Annotated in this window: 15 protein-coding genes; 8 read left to right on the top strand and 7 right to left on the bottom strand. The window is 56.2% G+C overall.

Annotation, left to right across the window (positions count from 1 at the left end; all coding sequences use genetic code 11):
* Positions 1-2 precede the first annotated feature (2 nt).
* From GGQ73_RS02250 to GGQ73_RS02230, 5 genes are all read right to left on the bottom strand, one after another.
* Positions 3-1,787 (bottom strand): gamma-glutamyltransferase family protein, encoded by a 1,785-nt coding sequence (locus GGQ73_RS02250; RefSeq protein ID WP_183893617.1) that lies wholly within the window; start codon positions 1,785-1,787, stop codon positions 3-5.
* A gap of 21 nt (positions 1,788-1,808) precedes the next feature.
* Positions 1,809-2,684, bottom strand: a complete 876-nt coding sequence (locus GGQ73_RS02245; protein ID WP_183893615.1) for an ABC transporter permease — start codon at positions 2,682-2,684, stop codon at positions 1,809-1,811.
* Positions 2,681-3,628 carry an ABC transporter permease gene (locus tag GGQ73_RS02240; protein ID WP_174154714.1) on the bottom strand — a complete coding sequence of 316 codons (948 nt, stop codon included), beginning with the start codon at positions 3,626-3,628 and terminating at the stop codon, positions 2,681-2,683. The genes GGQ73_RS02245 and GGQ73_RS02240 overlap by 4 nt, the downstream gene beginning before the upstream one ends.
* Before the next feature lie 89 nt (positions 3,629-3,717).
* Positions 3,718-5,229 (bottom strand): ABC transporter substrate-binding protein, encoded by a 1,512-nt coding sequence (locus GGQ73_RS02235; protein ID WP_183893613.1) that lies wholly within the window; start codon positions 5,227-5,229, stop codon positions 3,718-3,720.
* A 72-nt stretch (positions 5,230-5,301) separates the two neighbouring features.
* Complete coding sequence (locus tag GGQ73_RS02230) at positions 5,302-5,967, bottom strand: FadR/GntR family transcriptional regulator (protein ID WP_210290007.1); 666 nt, start codon at positions 5,965-5,967, stop codon at positions 5,302-5,304.
* 342 nt (positions 5,968-6,309) lie between these two features.
* On the opposite strand from GGQ73_RS02230, the gene GGQ73_RS02225 reads away from it, so the two are divergent.
* Positions 6,310-7,107: a creatininase family protein gene (locus tag GGQ73_RS02225; protein WP_183893609.1), complete on the top strand. Its 798-nt coding sequence runs from the start codon at positions 6,310-6,312 to the stop codon at positions 7,105-7,107.
* Here the strand turns inward: GGQ73_RS02225 and GGQ73_RS02220 are convergent.
* The gene (locus tag GGQ73_RS02220; RefSeq protein WP_183893607.1) at positions 7,095-8,066 is read right to left on the bottom strand and encodes a LysR family transcriptional regulator; all 972 of its coding nucleotides are present in this window, start codon (positions 8,064-8,066) and stop codon (positions 7,095-7,097) included. The genes GGQ73_RS02225 and GGQ73_RS02220 overlap by 13 nt on opposite strands.
* Positions 8,067-8,244: 178 nt before the next feature.
* On the opposite strand from GGQ73_RS02220, the gene GGQ73_RS02215 reads away from it, so the two are divergent.
* From GGQ73_RS02215 to GGQ73_RS02190, 6 genes are all read left to right on the top strand, one after another.
* Positions 8,245-9,261: an ABC transporter substrate-binding protein gene (locus tag GGQ73_RS02215; RefSeq protein ID WP_183893606.1), complete on the top strand. Its 1,017-nt coding sequence runs from the start codon at positions 8,245-8,247 to the stop codon at positions 9,259-9,261.
* A 107-nt stretch (positions 9,262-9,368) separates the two neighbouring features.
* The gene (locus GGQ73_RS02210) at positions 9,369-10,196 is read left to right on the top strand and encodes an ABC transporter ATP-binding protein (protein WP_183893604.1); all 828 of its coding nucleotides are present in this window, start codon (positions 9,369-9,371) and stop codon (positions 10,194-10,196) included.
* Positions 10,193-10,987 (top strand): ABC transporter permease, encoded by a 795-nt coding sequence (locus GGQ73_RS02205; RefSeq protein WP_183893602.1) that lies wholly within the window; start codon positions 10,193-10,195, stop codon positions 10,985-10,987. The genes GGQ73_RS02210 and GGQ73_RS02205 overlap by 4 nt, the downstream gene beginning before the upstream one ends.
* Positions 10,987-12,303, top strand: a complete 1,317-nt coding sequence (locus GGQ73_RS02200) for a cytosine deaminase (protein ID WP_183893600.1) — start codon at positions 10,987-10,989, stop codon at positions 12,301-12,303. Before GGQ73_RS02205 ends, GGQ73_RS02200 begins: the two co-directional genes overlap by 1 nt.
* A 3-nt stretch (positions 12,304-12,306) precedes the next feature.
* Positions 12,307-13,713, top strand: coding sequence for an FAD-binding oxidoreductase (locus tag GGQ73_RS02195; protein WP_183893598.1), 1,407 nt, complete (start codon positions 12,307-12,309; stop codon positions 13,711-13,713).
* On the top strand, positions 13,713-14,303 hold the full coding sequence (locus GGQ73_RS02190; protein WP_183893596.1) for an NAD(P)H-dependent oxidoreductase: 591 nt from the start codon (positions 13,713-13,715) through the stop codon (positions 14,301-14,303). Before GGQ73_RS02195 ends, GGQ73_RS02190 begins: the two co-directional genes overlap by 1 nt.
* Positions 14,304-14,356: 53 nt before the next feature.
* Here GGQ73_RS02190 and GGQ73_RS02185 read toward each other — a convergent pair whose 3' ends face one another.
* The gene (locus GGQ73_RS02185) at positions 14,357-14,746 is read right to left on the bottom strand and encodes a RidA family protein (protein WP_183893594.1); all 390 of its coding nucleotides are present in this window, start codon (positions 14,744-14,746) and stop codon (positions 14,357-14,359) included.
* A 411-nt stretch (positions 14,747-15,157) separates the two neighbouring features.
* Here GGQ73_RS02185 and GGQ73_RS02180 point away from each other — a divergent pair, with 411 nt between their 5' ends.
* On the top strand, positions 15,158-17,698 hold the full coding sequence (locus tag GGQ73_RS02180) for a bifunctional diguanylate cyclase/phosphodiesterase (RefSeq protein WP_234900385.1): 2,541 nt from the start codon (positions 15,158-15,160) through the stop codon (positions 17,696-17,698).
* Positions 17,699-17,728 lie beyond the last annotated feature (30 nt).

The following is a 17,728-nucleotide window of genomic DNA, read 5'->3' as shown; positions in this document are numbered from 1 at the left end:
CGTCATCTCCCCACGGCGTAGGCTTGCATGAGACGCGGCGTGGCGGCAGCTCTGAGAAGGCCATCCGCATCCCGCCGTGCAGCCGTCAGGCGACCCACCGTCCAGGGATCGGCTGCGGTAACATCGTGTCCACGGGATTTGAGATCGGCCAGAGCCTGCTCGCCAATGCTGCTTTCGATCATCACATTGCCGGGCTGACGCGTACGTGGATAGAACGAGCCGGGAAAATGCGTGGTATGGAACAACGGCAGATCGATAGCCTGCTGCAAGTTCATCCCGAAATGCGCGTAACGCAGGAAGAAGGCCAGTTGCCATTGGTCCTGCTGATCGCCCCCCGGCGTGCCGAAAGCCAGTGTCGGTTTGCCCTCGAACAGGCCGAGTGATGGCGTCAGCGTTGTGCGTGGACGTTTGCCCGGCGCCAATGATGTCGGAAGGCCGGGTTTCATCCAGAACATCTGTGCGCGCGAATTGAGGCAAAAGCCGAGGCCCGGAATGATCGGCGAAGACTGCAACCAGCCGCCCGATGGCGTGACCGAAACCATGTTGCCTTCGCGGTCGATGACATCGATATGCACGGTATCGCCACGCTTTTCTGTCAGGTGCGACATGGTCGGCTCATAGACGGCACCCACCCCGGCCATCGTGTTCAGCATATCCATGGTGAGATCATGCTGTGTATCGAAACCGGGGATACGACCGGGCCGCAGATCCATCGACGCCTTACCGGTAATCAGTTTGCGGCGTTCGTCATTGTATCCATCTGAAAGCAGGGTCTGGATTGGAACTTGTGCATGTTCCGGATCACCGTAATAGACTTCACGGTCAGCGTAGGAAAGCTTCATGGCTTCCACCACAGTGTGGACGAAATCGACGCCTGCCGGGTCCATCGCACCGATATCGATGCCCTTCAGCAACGCAAGGGATTGCAGAAGCACCGGCCCCTGCCCCCAAGGGCCTGTCTTGGCAATCGTCCAGCCGTGATAATCATACGTCGTCGGCTCTTCTATGGTGGCCGTCCAGTTGGACATGTCGTCGGCGGTGAGCACGCCCTTGTGCCGTTGACCGCTGGCATCCATCACCTCCGCCGTCTTCAGATAGTCGCTGATCGCCTCTGCAACAAAACCGCGATAGAACGCGTCACGGGCCGCGTCGATACCAGCCTCACGGCCTGTCTTTGCCTCGGCTTCCGCAATGATCCGCTTCCATGTCTGCGCCAGAACCGGGTTCTTGAAGCTGGACAAGGGCTGGGGCGCGACACCGCCCGGTAGCCAGGTTTCGTAGGATGTCGGCCATTCCTTCTGGAAGAAATCGGCGAGCCCTTCAATGGTCGCCGCCACGCGCGGCAAGAGTGGGTGACCGTGTTCGAGATAATAGATCGATGGCTCCAGCACCTCACGAACGGACATCGTGCCGTAATCGCGCAGCATCAGCATCCAGCCGTCGAACGCACCGGGAATGACCGTAGCCAGCAGGCCGTCTCCAGGAATAAGATCGATACCCTCCGCGCTATAGTGCTCGATGGTGGCCGCCGCAGGCGCCGTACCCTGCGCACAGATGACCTCGACCTTGTCTTTTTTCTTCGAGTAGATGATGGCCGGCATGTCGCCACCCGGTCCATTCAGATGCGGTTCGAGAACCTGCAACACAAAACCCGTCGCAACGGCCGCATCGAAGGCGTTTCCACCTTTTTCCAAAATGCTCATGCCGACAGCAGAGGCGATCCAGTGGGTTGAGGTAACGACGCCGAAGGTACCGAGAATTTCAGGCCGTGTGGTGAAAGCATTCATGACAGTTTCCTTTGGAAATTCCTAGTTTTCGCGTGGGTCAAGCGCATCGCGCAGACCATCGCCCAGCAGATTGAACCCGATCACGACACAGAAGATCGCGGCCCCAGGCCACATCGCCATCCATGGCGCTTGCGTCAGAAAGTTCTTGGCGACGTTAAGCATCGAGCCCCAGCTTGGCGCCGGTGCCTGTTGGCCCAGCCCCAGAAACGACAGGCTGGCCTCCGCGATGATGGCTGTCGCCACCGTCAGAGTCGCCTGCACGATGATGGGCGGCACGATGTTGGGCAGGATGTAGCGCAGCATGATATCGCCATGGCCAAGACCGATGGAGCGCGCGCCTTCGATATAGTCCTCGGTCTTGATGGCCATGACCTGCGACCGTGTCAGTCGCACGAAGATCGGCATCGCTGACAGACCGATGGCGATCATGGCATTGGTCAGGCTCGGCCCGAGGAACGCGGCAAGTGCAATGGCCATGATGAGAAATGGCATGGCAAGAAACGCTTCGGTAATGCGCGAGATCACCTGATCGACCCAGCCGCCGAAATAGCCCGACACAAGCCCGAACGGCACACCCAGCAACACGGCGATCGCAACCGAGACCACTCCGGCCATCAAGGATGCCTGCGCACCCCAGATCATTCTCGACAGAACGTCTCGACCGATATCATCTGTGCCAAGCCAGTGCGCTGCCGAGGGCGCCTTGCGAATGGCTCCCCAGCTTGTTGCGACCGGGTCCGCCAATGGCAAGACGGGTGCTGCAATCGCAAGCAGCGTGAAGAAGGCGATGATGATGAGCCCGGCAATCGCGCTGCGATTACGCTTCATCTTTTTCCACGCCCTGCTTTGGGCAGCCTTGGGCTTTTCGGCAGGAATTGCCTCTACGGACAGGCTCATAGGGTTGCCCTCATGCGCGGGTTGAGCAGGACCGTCACGACATCGGCCAACAGGTTCATGAAGATGAACCCGACCGCCGTGCACAGGACCACGCCTTGCACCACCGCGTAATCACGGTTGAACACGGCATCGACGATGAGCTTGCCGAAACCGGGAATGGTGAAAATCTGCTCGGTCAGAACGGCACCGGCGAGAAGCTCCCCGAACAACAGCGCTGTCAGCGTAATGACTGGTAGAAGCGCATTTCGGAAGGAATGGCTGAGCACGACTTCACGCGTGGAAAGACCCTTGGCGCGTGCGGTGCGAATATAATCCGACTTCATAACCGATAGCATGGAGGAGCGCGTGTGCCGCATGAGTGTTGCCGCAAGCCCGGTTCCCAATACGAAGGAGGGCATGATCATGGTTTGCAGCGACCTCACGGGATCGACAAAAATGGACTCGTAACCAGACGCCGGAAGCCAGCCAAGCTGTACGGATACGAAAAGGATGAGCATGATGCCCAGCCAGAAATTTGGGATGGACAGCCCCGACAGGGCGACGATATTGGCGACGTAGTCGATCCAGGTGTTTTGTTTGACAGCGGCCAGAATGCCCATGGGAACACCGATGGCAAAGGCGAAGAACATCGACATCAGGGCGAGCTGGATCGTCACCGGCAGCTTTTCGGCCACAAGCTCCAGAACGGGCTGGTTGGTGCGAAGCGATACGCCGAAATCGCCTTGGACAACCGACCCGATCCAGTAAAAATACTGGTAAACGACCGGATCATTCATCCGGTATTTTTCCCGCAACAGCTCGATGACGGCGGGATCGCGCTCTTCTCCGGCCATGGCGAGGATAGGATCACCCGGCAAAAGCTTCTGCAGCGAAAAAACAAAGACGGAAATGATCAGCAGCGTCGGGATCGCTACCAGCAGCCGCTTGGCGATGTAGATATGCATAAAAGCAAGTCCTTATACGGGCAAGGCTCTTGGACCGGGAGTGCGAGACGCAGCCAATGGGTGCGTCTCGCCATGTGCACGCGGCAGACTTAGTCGGCTTTCTTGACGCCCGCCAGGCGGATCATGCCGTCGCCGGATGGGGTAAACCCGGTGATCTTTTTGGAATAGGCATAGAGATACGCCTGATGGCCGAGATAGATCAGCGGCAAATCCTCATCCAGGATTTTCGTCGCCGCATCGTACTTTGTCTTGCGCACGGCATTGTCCGTCGATGCACGCGCCTCATTCAGCAACTTGTCGACTTCCGGGTTGCAATATTTGGTGTCGTTGATGCCACCCTTGCAGGTCACGAACTGGTGGATGTTGCCATCCGGGTCGGAACGGCCGGACCAATCGGAGCGTGACAGCACGTAATTGCCCGCTGTCTGCTCAGACAGAAGCGTCGCGAATTCCGTGGCCTTCAGCTTCACATCAAATCCGGCTTCGGCGGCCATGGACTGGATGACCTGCATCGCCTGCGTTTGCGTTGTATTGTTGGCATGTTGAAGTTCGATTTCGTACTTTTCGAAACCGGCTTCCTTCATCAACGCTTTTGCCTTGTCCACATCGCGCGCGGGAACGGGAATGTCCTTGTTGTACCAAGGGCTGGTTGGCGGCCAAGGCTGGTTGCCCGCCATCGCAGTCCCTTCGAACACCACCTGATTGATCGCTTCGCGGTCGATAGAGAGTGAGAATGCCTGACGCAGGCGCTTGTCCTTGCCGAACGGATTGTCGGCCTTGGCGCCGTTGCCGATGTTGACATACAGAGCCATATAGCCGGGACCGACAACCTCTCCATAATTCAACTTGTCGTCCGCCTTGACGGCAGCGACGTCGGACGCCGAAATACGCTCTGCAAGATCAAGATCTCCCGATTGCAGGTTGGCGAGACGCACGGTCGTATCCGGGATGGGCAGGAACGTGACCTTGTCGATGAAGATGTTGTCCTTGTTCCAGTAATCGGCAAACTTCTCCAGAACGATGCGATCCTGCTGAATGCGCTCAACGAATTTAAAGGCGCCCGAGCAAACCGGGTTCTTGGAGAAGTTGGCACCCAGTTCCTTGCCAGCCTTTGGCGAAATCATCATGCCTGCACGGTCAGAAAGCTGCGCAAGCAAGCTGGCATCCGGACTCTTCAGCGTAAACTTGACCTGGTACGGTCCGGTCGCTTCGACCTTCGCGACGGAGGCCAGTTCGCTCTTGCGGCGCGATTCCGGCAACGTCATGTTGCGATCGATGTTGTAGACGACCGCTTCGGCATTGAACGGTGTACCATCATGGAAGACCACGCCTTCACGCAGATCCATCGTCAAGGTTCCGCCATTGTCGCCCCACGCCCATTTGGTCGCAAGCTGCGGAATGACAGCGAGATTGTTGTCGAGATCAACCAGCTTGTCGCAAAGGCTCGTATAGACAATACGACCCACGAATGTCCGGGACTGAGCGGGGTCCAGCACATCGGCATCGTCCATCAGGCCGATCCGCAGATCCGCCGACAGCACCGGTGTTGCCAGCAACGTGCCAATGAGAAGCAGTCCGGAAAGTCTAGCTAAGCGTTTCATTTTGTCTGTTCCCTTGGTGGTTTGGGTGGAAATCGGCCGGTTTTCCGGTCTCTGATTATGGCATTGTCCGTGTTAGCGCGGATCGGTCTCCTGCACGGTGGCAGGCGCGTCCTGCGCGACCATCGATGTCTGGCGGATCAACCGCTCCTGAAGCGTCAGCAGGTGATTGCGCATGGCCTCACCCGCCCGCTCCGGGTCTCGTGAAGCGATCGCCTCGATAATATCCGTATGCTGGTCGCGCGATTCTTTCAGCGTTCTGTCCTGCTTTCGGGCACGTTCGCGCACCGCCTGCCAAACCGGGTCCTGGCGAACGCGGTTGATGACATCGAAAAGCGACAGAAAAAGCTGATTACCAGCCGTCTGCGCAATCAATCGATGCAACGAGCCATCCCAAAGCTCGCGCCAGTCTGCATCTGTGCGTTCGTAGATTTTGTCGCGAAGCTCCCGCATACGGGCGATGTCAGCATTTTTGGCCCGCATGGCGGCCAGTTGTGCGAGTTGCGGCTCTATCCGCAGGCGCACTTCCATGATTTCCATGAAATTGGTTCCAGATACAAGGCTAGCGGCGTGCTCGCTCCAGCTATCGGGTTTCTGTCCTAGAAATGTACCTGCACCCTGCTTTCTCCAGATGAGCCCCTCGGCTTCCAAAACCTCCAGCGCTCTGCGTATCTCCCGTCGGCCCAGACCGAAACGCTCTGATAGCAGTCTCTCGGTCGGTAATTTGCCGTCAGGGGACATTGTTGTCACCCGCAACAGTTCACGTAACCTCTCCAGCGCGTAGTTGGAGTTTTCTGGTGCTCTGACAGAAGTCTTTTGATCCAATGGTTCGTACCAATTTCGAATTGGTTCCAGTGAAACCGTTAATTCCGCGGCCGTCAAGCCTAATTATGATGCACAATAAAAATCGCAAAAAAAGAAGGCATCCAGCGTTCATCTGTCACGCAAATCATTCCAATCGCCGATCATGAACAAGCGGAGTGCGAGCGCAAAAAAGCATCGCGCTGGGCGAAAATTGATGCTTTTCGAGCGTCTGTCGATCTCTTACGCCTGCTTCAGAAAAGATTGGGACAGGGAAGCGAAATGGGAAAGCCGTTTTACTGGAATGAACTGAACACCCTCGATTTTGCAGGCTTGTCCGTCGATCGAACCATTGCTGTCCTGCCGATCGCGTCGACGGAGCAGCACGGCCCACATCTGCCGGTGGCAACCGACGTTGCAATTGCAAACGGCATGTTGGAGGAACTCAAAGTTCAGCGACCGGATGACCTTGATTTCCTTGTTCTGCCGACACAGGAAATCGGTAAAGCCAACGAGCATGTTTACGGACCGGGGACGCTGTCGTTCGGCGCCGAAATCCTCATTCCGGCCTGGACCGCGATTGGTGCGAAGGTCGCGGAGGCGGGCCTTCGCAAAATGGTGATTGTCAATTCCCATGGCGGAAATGTCGATATCATGAGCATCGTTGCCCGCGAGCTGCGTGTCAAACATCACATGGCGGTCGTCAGCACGCAGTGGGGCCGCTTCGGCAATCCGGAGGGCTTGATCTCCGAGCATGAGCAGAAATTCGGAATTCATGGCGGTGATGTCGAGACATCGCTGATGCTGCACTTCCGTCCTGACCTCGTGCGGATGGAGCACGCCCAAAACTTCATCTCCAAGGCCGAATGGATGAAAGAACAGTCCCGGCTTTTACAGCCCCTTCCACCGCACTCCCTTGCCTGGATTGCCCATGATCTCAATCCGCACGGCGTCGTCGGAAATGCGGCCGCCGCAACAGCAACCAAGGGCGCCGCCATATGTCGCCATCAGGTCGCGGGCTTCGTCGAGTTATTGCGCGATCTGTCAGACTATTCACTGGACAACCTCTATGTGAAGTGAGCAGCTTCGCCTTTGTCCGGCTGACGCTGTGGCGGCACATGGCCCTTTGCCTCCAACTCCGTCACAAGCTCTGACAATCGGGATAGCAGAAACTCAACAAACAGACTTGTCACCGTATCGAGTGAAGAGCGGGAACGCGCAAAGAGCTTCATCGGCTGGTGCCGGGAATGTGGGCCAGCCAATGGCCGGAAGACGAGCTCCCCTCGACGGCATTCCGCTAAAACATCGAGAGGATTGAGCAGCGTCAGTCCCGTTCCAAGCTTGACCAACTGCTTGAGCATGTCGGACGCGTTGCTTTCCACCACGGGCTGCACAGCGACAGAAAGCGGCGCGAACGCCAGATTGATGACGTTACGAAGACTGGTGCCGGACTGTGCCAGAACCAGAGGCTCCTGTGCGACATCGGCAAGATCGATGGGTCCGTCACCCGCCAATCGGTGCCCGGGCGGCATCACGACGCCAATCGGTATGTCGAAATTGGCGAGTGTCCGAATGCCGGGCGTAGCGGGGATATTAAATCCCAGGCCGATATCCACTTCGCCGGCCAGCACCGGTGAAATTGTCGTTGACGGACCATCATTTCGCAGATGGACGTGTATTCTTTGATACTTGGCGATAAAGCTGGCGACAATCTCCGGCAACGGTCCTGCGGCAAGCCCAACGGTCGCGACCATCGACACCTTGCCTGCCTGGGGCATTTTTAATCCGCGAATACGCCCTTCCATCCGCTCATAGGTCTTGAGAACCTCGCGGATATGCTCGATGCACAACTCCCCTGCCGCGGTTAACCTCAATCCGCGCGGCATGCGCTCGAAGATTGGCGCACCCAACTCTTCCTCCAGCGCCAAAATTTGACGGTTGATCGCCGAGGATGCCACGTTCAGCCTGGCCGCAGCCTTGCGGATCGAGCCGCATCTGGCAATCTCATCGATGTAGCGAAGTTTCCGCGAATGCAGCACCGGTAAAGTCCTCTGCTCAATTTTAAGACGCGCTGCCCTTTTCGGCAGTTCGTTTTGGAAGCGATGCTCTAAAGGCATCAATGCGCACGAATTTTGATGCTTTTCAAAGATCAATGCAACCGCTCAAATGAAAGGGAACGGGCACGCCTACGATGCCTGTAAAAGGGAACGATTCAAAATGTTCAGAGATTCCAAGACAAAGAGCTGCGTGGCCGCATTGGGATTGTGCGCCGCTACGTTATCCGCCCAGCCCGCATCCGCACTTGACGAGGTCAGCTATGGAACGAACTGGCTGGCACAGGCTGAACATGGCGGTTTTTATCAGGCCGTAGCTGATGGCACATATGAGCGGCATGGTCTGAAGGTGACCATCGTCCAGGGCGGTCCAAATGCCGCCAACCGGTCTCTTCTGTTTGCCGGAAAAGTCGATTTCTACATGAGTGGTCAGTTGGGTGACATGGATGCGCGCAAGGAGGGAATTCCGGTGGTCGGTGTTGCCTCGCTGTTCCAGAAAGATCCACAGATGCTGATGGCGCACCCTGACGCTGGGATCGAAACGTTCGGCGACATGAGCAAGCTGACGACCATATTCATGGGCAAGGAGGGCTTCGCAACCTACTTCGAGTGGATGAAGAAGAACTATCCAGGGTTCAAGGAAGAGCAATACAAGCCCTACACGTTCAACCCGGCACCGTTCATCGCCGACAAGCAATCTGCACAGCAAGGCTACCTGACCTCGGAACCCTATGAGGTCGAGAAGCAGACGGGCTGGAAGCCGAAGGTCTTTCTGCTGGCTGACGCGGGATACGCACCCTATTCGACGATGATAACAGCCATGCAAAAGACGGTCGATGAAAAGCCGGAGATGGTTCAGCGCTTCGTCGATGCCACGCTGGAGGGCTGGTACACTTACCTTTACGGTGACAACAAGGCTGGTAACGACCTGATCAAGAAAGATAATCCGGAGATGACGGATGGTCAGATCGCTTTTTCCATCGCGAAGATGAAAGAATACGGCATTCTTGAATCGGGTGAAGCTCTGACCAAGGGCATCGGCTGCATGACCGACGAGAGATACAAGAAGTTCTTTGACGATATGGTGGCGATTGGCGTTGAGCCCGGCGATCTGGATTACAAGCAGGCCTATACAACGAAGTTCGTCTGCAAGGGCGTGGGCATGGCGCTCAAGAAATAGGAAAATCGATGGGATCGCACGCCTCGTTTCGACGGGTGAGCCGTGATGATCCCGTCGCCCTAACCGATCGCGAGTCCCGACGTCACGATATTTGCCAAGGCCATGCAATGACCCTACCGCCAGTTTCGAAACCACCCGCCAGCACCGAAGGTCGAAAACGACCTCTGGTCAGCATGAGGGGCGTTTCAAAGCAGTTTTCAAATGGGACACTGGCGCTGTCCGATGTATCGTTGAGCATCGATAGTGGCGAGTTCGTGAGCCTGCTCGGCCCCTCCGGCTGTGGAAAATCGACGGCGCTAAGGATCATCGCAGGTCTCGGAGACGCCACATCGGGCACGATCGACTGGCCAAGCTCGCGTATCAACGCGAAGGGCTTGCCGGATGGCGATATCTCATTCGTCTTTCAGGAACCGACGCTGATGCCCTGGCAGACGGTCTTCGGAAACGTCCATCTGCCACTGAAGCTGCGGGGCGTGTCCAAATCGGCCGCCAAGAACGACGTGGCGCGCGCGCTCGAAACTGTTGGTCTCAGCGACTTCGCAAATGCCTATCCGCGAGAATTGTCCGGTGGCATGAAGATGCGTGTTTCAATCGCACGAGCACTCGTGACAAAGCCAAAATTGCTGTTGATGGACGAACCATTCGCGGCGTTGGACGAGATCACGCGGCAAAAGCTGAATGACGACGTGCTGACATTGTGGAAACAGACCGGCATCGCTGTCGTCTTCGTCACGCATTCGGTTTTTGAGAGCGCCTATCTGTCCAATCGTATTGTGATCATGCGGCCAAGGCCGGGCCGCGTGCATGCAGATTTCCCTCTGGTTACCAGCTTGGAACGAGATGCACACTATCGCACGTCTGAGGAATATCGTCGGGCCTGCGAAAAGGTGTCCACCATGCTGATTGAAGCCATGGATGGCGGAGAACACCAATGACCTTCAACCGCGACATGGCTTTGCGCATCACGATACCGATCGCCGTGGTTATCTGTATGATCCTGATATGGCAGGCCATCATCAGCGCCTATGCGATCCCACAATATATCCTGCCCGGCCCGGTCGCGGTGGGAAAGTCGCTCTATAATGACTGGGGCACGCTGTCGCCCGCATTGCTGGTGACCACAAAGATCACGCTTCAGGCGCTGGCACTGGCTTTGATGGGGGGCGTGGGGATCGCCATCATTCTCGTGCAATCCAAATGGTTGGAGATTGCGCTGTATCCCATCACGGTCATTCTTCAGGTGACACCCATCGTGGCGATTGCACCACTGATCCTCATTTACACACCGACGACCCAGATTGCGCTTCTGATCTGTGCCTTCCTCGTCGCATTCTTCCCGATCCTGTCGAACATGGCGCAGGGCCTGAAAAGCGTCGATCACAATCTGCTCAACCTGTTCGACCTGTATGGTGCCTCTCGCTGGCAAACACTGATCTATCTCAAACTTCCATCAGCGCTGCCCTATTTTATGACCGGCCTGCGGATTGGCGGCGGACTTGCACTCATCGCAGCCGTTGTCGCAGAATTCGCCGCAGGCTCGGCCGGGGCCGGTTCCGGCCTCGCATTCCGGCTCCTGGAATCGCAATACCGCCTGAACATTCCCAGGCTTTTTGCGGCACTGGTGCTGTTGTCGCTGCTCGGGGTTGTGATCTTCTGCATAACCTCGTTTATTTCCTGGCTTTTCCTGCACCGTTGGCATGAAAGCAGCCTGAGGAGAGAAAATTGATGACATATGGATTTACGCGAGTGCCACAAGAAGAACGTTTTGCATTGATCAATGCCACCTTGCCCTCGGTCACCCTGGAAGGGTTTGCAGCACCGGCAAAAGATGGTCTGGTTTCTGCCGACATCGTGATCGCGGGTAGGATGATCGAGACAGTCTTACCGGCAGGTTCCGCGCCTTTAGATCTGCCACGAACGGACCTGCGCAACGGCATGATTTTCCCGTGTTTCGTCGATATGCACACCCACCTAGACAAAGGCCATGTTTGGGATCGGCGAGCAAACCCAGACGGTACCTTCACAGGCGCTCTGGATAATGTACGCGAAGACCGCGTCGCTCACTGGTCATCTCAGGACATTCGTGCACGCATGGAGTTCTCACTAAGGGCCGCCTTTGCGCATGGCACAAAACTCATCCGGACGCATCTGGATAGCGTCCCACCGCAGACGGATATCTCCTTTCCGCTGTTTGCAGAGATCCAGCAGGAGTGGAAGGATCGTATCGTCTTGCAGGCAGTCGCTCTTCTACCGCTTGACAGCGTACTCGACAAACCGGTTTTCGATGCCATCGTCGCCACCACCAGAAAATACGGTGGACTGCTGGGCGGCGCGACCCGCATCCTGCCGGATTTTGACAAGATCCTCGACGCGCTGTTTCGCAGCGCTGCCGACAATGGCCTCGATATAGACCTGCATGTCGATGAGACCGAAGACCGGGAAGTGCTGACGCTAGAGGCCATCGCCGACGCCAAACGGCGCTCCGGCTTCCAAGGCTCAGTGACAGTTGGCCACTGCTGTTCACTTGCTCTTCAGGACGAGGAGACAATAAAGCGGGTTATCGGTAAAGTCGCGGACGCCGATATCTCGGTCGTGTCATTACCGATGTGCAATATGTATCTGCAGGATCGCCATGCAGGCCGCACGCCTCGCTGGCGCGGACCGACGCTGTTTCAGGAACTTACGGCCGCCGGTGTATCCACAGCCGTTGCTTCCGACAACACCCGCGATCCATTCTACGCCTATGGCGATCTCGATGCCGTCGAGGTGCTGCGTGAATCCGTGCGTATTTTGCATCTGGACCACCCGATTGATAACGTGGCGCGTATTGTGACCACGACGCCTGCCAACATCCTGGGCCGCACGGATATTGGCCGCATCGGGCCAGGGCTTCCAGCCGATCTGGTGATGTTTAATGCGCGCCGGTGGAGCGAGCTCCTTTCCCGTCCACAAGCAGACCGCATCGTGATGCGCAATGGCAAGGCCATCGACCGTTGCTTGCCAGACTACCGTGACCTTGATCCCATATTAATGAAAGAGTGAAACATGGCCGACTATGCGCAGATCAAGAAGGAGCTTGAAGGCATTGCAACGGAAGACAATCCTGCCCTTGTGCGCCAAAAAAGCCGCGACTTCTATTGGTACTCACCCGTTTTGAAACGTCAGTTGGATAACGTCACCGCCGACCTCGTCGTTTCGCCAAAGTCGGTTGAAGAGGTCATCCAGACGCTCAAGGTCGCACATGCCCATTCCGTGCCGGTAACGCCACGCGGCGCCGGTACCGGCAACTACGGTCAAGCCATGCCGCTGTCGGGCGGGATTGTCTTGAACATGATCAACATGAGCGCGGTCAAGGAAATCCATCCTGGCCGCGTGATCGCCGAGCCCGGCATTGTCATCGCGGAACTCGACCGCCAGACGAAGGCGCATTCCAACCAGGAACTGCGTTTCCATCCCTCGACCGCCCAGTCGGCGACCATCGGTGGCTTCATCGCGGGCGGCTCGGGCGGTGTCGGCTCAGTTCATTGGGGCGGGTTGCGTGATCTGGGTAACATCTTGCGCTTGAAGGTCGTGACGATGGAAGCCGAACCACGGCTGCTCGACCTGACGGCATGGGATTTGCAAAAAGTGACCCACGCCTATGGCACCAACGGCATCATCGTTGAGGTCGAGATGCCACTGGCACCTGCCTATGAGTGGGTGGACGTTCTTGTGGGTTACGATGACTACATGGACGCGGTTCGCTTTGGCGACGCAGTTGCCCACAAGAACGGTATTCTGGTGAAGGAAATCGCGCCGATTGCCGCACCCATTCCGTATGACTACTTCCCACGCCACAAACCCTTCATCCGTCACAGAAACCAATCGATCTGCGTTTTCATGGTCGCACCGCAATCCATGGATGCGTTCACCGCATTCACCGAGCGTCAGAAAGGGGAGATACTGTTTCGCTCCGACAAGGTCGAAAGCATGAAGGGCATTCCACATGCCTACGAACTTGCGTGGAACCACACGACGCTGCGCGCGCTCAAGGTCGATCCAAGTTTTACCTATCTACAGGTTCAATATCCTGGACCCGACCATGTCGCGAAAGTCCAGAAAATGACGCAGATTTTCGGTGACGAGGTCCCGGGGCATCTGGAGTTCCTCAAATTCGATGGCCACATCCAGTGCTCGGGTCTACCCCTCGTCCGTTTTGCGACGGAAGAACGGTTGGAGGAGATCATAAAAATCCACCAGGACAATGGGTGCCCGATTTTCAATCCTCATCGATATACTCTGGAGGAAGGCGGCATGAAGCAGACGGATACCGTTCAGCTCGCCTTCAAAAAAGAGACTGATCCGCAAGGGTTGCTCAACCCCGGTAAGATGATCGCCTGGGAAAACCCCGACTTCGATTTCAAAAGCGGTGAGAACTATCTTTTCCCTGGTCTGGCGGCAGCGGGTGGCTGATGAAGATTTTGGTTCTTCACGCCCACCCGGTTGAATCGAGCTTCGGCTCGGCCCTGCATAATGAGGCCGTTGAAACGCTTCGCAGGGCTGGACACGAGGTGGATGACTGCGATCTCTATGCGGAAAACTTCAACCCTGTCCTGACACGAGAAGAACGCCTTGGCTACCACACGGTGCCGGCCAATATCGAACCGGTACGCTCCTATGTCGAGAGGTTGCGGACAGCGGATGCGCTGGTCATCGTGACACCCGTGTGGAATTTTGGGTGGCCGGCAATCCTGAAGGGGTATTTCGACCGCGTCTGGTTGCCCGGCGTCACTTTCGACATGGATGAAGGCGACAGAGGCAAGCTGACCCGCAAGTTGAAGAGCATCAAGAAACTTGTCGTCGTGACGACCTATGGCGGCAACCGCTGGCGCGCGTTCCTTGCCGGTGACCCACCAAGGAAAATGGCAACGCGAGTGTTGCGCGCGGTGATCAATCCGACAAGGGGCGTCACCTATCTCGCCCACTACGATATGAACAACTGCACAGTTGAGACACGTACGAAATTTCTAGAAAAAGTCCGCGCAGAGATGCTGCGCCTCTAGAGAGGTCGCTGTGAGACACGGCATCCAAGACATTTAGACAGAAATCGAAAAACCTAAAAAACCTTGGCCGCGGTGACCTCTACTTCCACCAGGAATTCTGCACGGGTGAATCCGCCGACGACAAGCAAGGTCGAAACTGGCTTGGGATCGAGCGTAAAACGATCACGAACCGCCATATAGGCAGGAAAGTCTTCACGTTTGGTCACGAAGCCGCAAATGCGGATAACATCCGCATAGGTCATGCCCGCCTCGTCCAAAACAGCGCCAATCGCCTTGAAACACAATTCGGCCTGTGCGGAAACATCATGCGGGATAACATCATCCGGCGTAACCCCAAGTTGCCCGGAGGTAACAAGCAAACTCGCGCCCGCCTCAACCAGCATTCCGTGGTTATAGGCGCCGAATGGCTGACGAACAGAGGGTGGGTTGAAAACACGCTTCATATCGGACTCTCTTATTGACCATCAAAACCAGGCTGCGCCAGCATCCTTGCTTACGCACGACACGGACAGAATGGCACGGAAAATATGACTGATAAATAAGCAATTCACACCTAAAGGCACACGTTTGAAATGAGTTTTTATTTGCAATTTCCAGTCCAAAAAACCATCAATGCTCTGGATCGCGTATCTCCAAAACCAATCTTCCAACATCAAAAACTAATTTAATTTCAACGCACAAGCACTTACGAAGTCTTAACTGAAAATCACGGAATTATGACGAGTTAACACAATATTGCCGAATAACGATCACCTTGCCGCCAAGTCGTCTCCGAAAGGCAAGTCATGTTCTATCAGCAAGGCAAGAGCCCCTCTTTTAGTGGTGAAAAATTTACCCAGCGGATTGTTGTTCCGATGGCGGGTATTCTTATCATCGCTATTGTCGTGGTCATCGGGTTTCTTTTTGTTGCCGCAGACAGACAGAACAGTCTTGAGGTCGAATCTTCGACCAAGCTTGCCCAGACAGCACTTGCCGTGAAGACACGCGAAGTCGCGCGCAATCTTAAGGACTACGCGGTCTGGGAAGATGTCTATAACAATCTGTATCTCAAGATAGACACGCAGTGGGCAGCGACCGACGGCAACATCGGCGCAAACATTTTCGAGGGTCTGGGATACGAGGCAGCATTCGCTATCAACTCGGCAGGGGACACGGTCTATGCCGTCATAGACGGCGTTCCTGAAAAAATAGACGCCTTTGCGCTCATTCCGGAGGGACTGCGCGAGCTGATGAAAAGCTCCCACAGTCAGGTGGAGCCCGTTACAGGCTTGCTACGATCTGGTAAAGATGTGGTCATTGTCGCCGCCACCTCCATTCTGCCGCCATCGGTCGACCGCGCATCTGTTGACGTGGCAACGTTGACCTCCATCGTCTTCGCAAAAAAGCTGAACCATTCCTTTCTTGAAAAAATGGGCCAGGACTATCTCCTCTCAGGCTTGACCCATGACGACGTTGCGCCTGCTGCAGCCGAAGCCTCTCTCCACCTGACATCATCTGATGGCAAGTCGCTGGGTGCGATCACATGGGTGCCGGCGAAGCCGGGTTATAAGCTGTTGCCCGTTCTGGCACCGCCTTTGGCCATTTGCGTCATCATCCTTGGTGCTTTCTCTTTTCTCGTTGTACGAAACATTCGCAGATCGACGAAGGCGCTCGAAGAGTCTGCCAGGACGGTCGAGGCCTATGCTCAGACGCTGCAGGAAAGCGAGGCCCGCTTTAAGGATGTCGCCGAAGCATCGTCGGACTGGATATGGGAATGCGACCCGCAGCTTCAGATGATGTTTCTGTCAAGCCGCTTTTCGGAGGTCACCGGCATCGCTGCGGCCAGCGTTCTCGGCAAGACCCTGCCCCAATTCTTCCAGAGCGACAGCGACAATGACGGATGGACGAAGCTGCTACAGGAAACATCCGAGCGGCATGCCTTCCGGGATCTGCGCTGCCTGTACAAGGATGCGTCGGGAACAACCCGCGTGTGCAGGCTCGCTGGTCGGCCCAGCCATAATGTGGCGGGAAATTTCGTCGGGTTCCGCGGCACCGCAACAGATATTACCGAAGAGGTCGAAGCACAGGCGCGCGCCAGCCACCTCGCTCTTCACGATGCCTTGACCGGACTGCCCAACCGCGTCCTCTTCCGCGAACGCCTCAACACGGCTCTTTCCGGCAGCGGCGCAAAAGCCTCGCGTGTTTCGGTCATCTGCCTGGATCTTGATCACTTCAAGGAAGTCAACGATACGCTGGGCCACGGCGCAGGTGACATCCTTCTGCGACAGCTGTCACAGCGCCTGTTGGCATGCGTCAGGTCCACCGACACCGTTGCCAGGCTTGGTGGCGACGAGTTTGCCATCATCCAGACCGGCGTCAGCCAACCGGCAAAATCGGAACAGCTTTGCCGCAGGCTGATCGAGGTCGTAAAAGCACCTTTCGAAATAGACGGAAACGAGATTCATGTCGGAGTGAGCCTGGGGATCGCAATGTGCAGGGAATCGGGCAACGACCCTGAACGCATTCTCAAAAATGCAGACATAGCGCTCTATCGCGCAAAACAGGCAGGCCGCGCGACCTATCGCATTTTCGAAGCCCACATGGATCTGGAATTGCAGGAACGCAAATCACTGGAGCATGATTTGCGCCAGGCGATGCTCAAGAACCAGCTGGAGCTGCACTATCAGCCGCTGATCGACATCGGCACGAAAAAGGTCGTGACCGTCGAGGCGCTCATTCGCTGGCGTCATCCCGTTCGCGGTATCGTTCCTCCAATCGACTTCATCCCTCTGGCGGAGGAGACAAACCTGATCGTTGCTATCGGAGAATGGGTTCTTGAAACGGCTTGTAAACAGGCATTGAGCTGGCCAGACCTACGGGTTGCGGTAAACCTTTCGCCGGTTCAGTTCCGAAATCGCGAACTGGTAGAGGTTGTAAAGGATGTCCTTAGACGCACAGGTCTCGACCCGTCGCGCCTCGAGCTTGAAATCACCGAAAGCGTCCTTATCAACGATGTCAGCTCGGCGCTCGCCACCTTGAATGCCCTTAAAGATCTGGGTGTGAAGATCGCAATGGATGACTTTGGAACGGGTTATTCATCGCTCGGATATCTGAACTCGTTCCCGTTCGACAAGATCAAGATCGACAAATCCTTCATCGGCGACATGAGCGACAAGGACAAGTCCGGGGCGATCGTGAAATCGGTTATCAGCCTGGGTCAAAGTCTCAATATGGTTACGACGGCGGAGGGCGTGGAAACCGCCGAACAGGCGACTTTCTTGACCCAAGAGGGCTGCGATCAATTGCAGGGTTACTTCTTCAGCAGGCCTATTACGGCAACCGAACTGACGAGTTTCATGCTCGACTGGAACGAGCGCGAGAATGCGCAAGACCCCGACGTGAGCGTTGCCGCTTAAACATAACAAACAACACTATAACAGGGACAG

This window comes from Rhizobium skierniewicense, from assembly GCF_014196515.1.
Taxonomy (GTDB): Bacteria; Pseudomonadota; Alphaproteobacteria; order Rhizobiales; family Rhizobiaceae; genus Agrobacterium; species Agrobacterium skierniewicense.
This window is presented reverse-complemented; position numbering and strand designations above follow the sequence as displayed.

Bases quoted from the DNA above. Each gene is read 5' to 3' on its own strand.
- GGQ73_RS02250 (WP_183893617.1), bottom strand. From the start codon at position 1,787: ATGAATGCTTTCACCACACGGCCTGAAATTCTCGGTACCTTCGGCGTC.
- GGQ73_RS02245 (WP_183893615.1), bottom strand. From the start codon at position 2,684: ATGAGCCTGTCCGTAGAGGCAATTCCTGCCGAAAAGCCCAAGGCTGCC.
- GGQ73_RS02240 (WP_174154714.1), bottom strand. From the start codon at position 3,628: ATGCATATCTACATCGCCAAGCGGCTGCTGGTAGCGATCCCGACGCTG.
- GGQ73_RS02235 (WP_183893613.1), bottom strand. From the start codon at position 5,229: ATGAAACGCTTAGCTAGACTTTCCGGACTGCTTCTCATTGGCACGTTG.
- GGQ73_RS02230 (WP_210290007.1), bottom strand. From the start codon at position 5,967: ATGTCCCCTGACGGCAAATTACCGACCGAGAGACTGCTATCAGAGCGT.
- GGQ73_RS02225 (WP_183893609.1), top strand. From the start codon at position 6,310: ATGGGAAAGCCGTTTTACTGGAATGAACTGAACACCCTCGATTTTGCA.
- GGQ73_RS02215 (WP_183893606.1), top strand. From the start codon at position 8,245: ATGTTCAGAGATTCCAAGACAAAGAGCTGCGTGGCCGCATTGGGATTG.
- GGQ73_RS02210 (WP_183893604.1), top strand. From the start codon at position 9,369: ATGACCCTACCGCCAGTTTCGAAACCACCCGCCAGCACCGAAGGTCGA.
- GGQ73_RS02205 (WP_183893602.1), top strand. From the start codon at position 10,193: ATGACCTTCAACCGCGACATGGCTTTGCGCATCACGATACCGATCGCC.
- GGQ73_RS02200 (WP_183893600.1), top strand. From the start codon at position 10,987: ATGACATATGGATTTACGCGAGTGCCACAAGAAGAACGTTTTGCATTG.
- GGQ73_RS02195 (WP_183893598.1), top strand. From the start codon at position 12,307: ATGGCCGACTATGCGCAGATCAAGAAGGAGCTTGAAGGCATTGCAACG.
- GGQ73_RS02190 (WP_183893596.1), top strand. From the start codon at position 13,713: ATGAAGATTTTGGTTCTTCACGCCCACCCGGTTGAATCGAGCTTCGGC.
- GGQ73_RS02185 (WP_183893594.1), bottom strand. From the start codon at position 14,746: ATGAAGCGTGTTTTCAACCCACCCTCTGTTCGTCAGCCATTCGGCGCC.
- GGQ73_RS02180 (WP_234900385.1), top strand. From the start codon at position 15,158: ATGGCGGGTATTCTTATCATCGCTATTGTCGTGGTCATCGGGTTTCTT.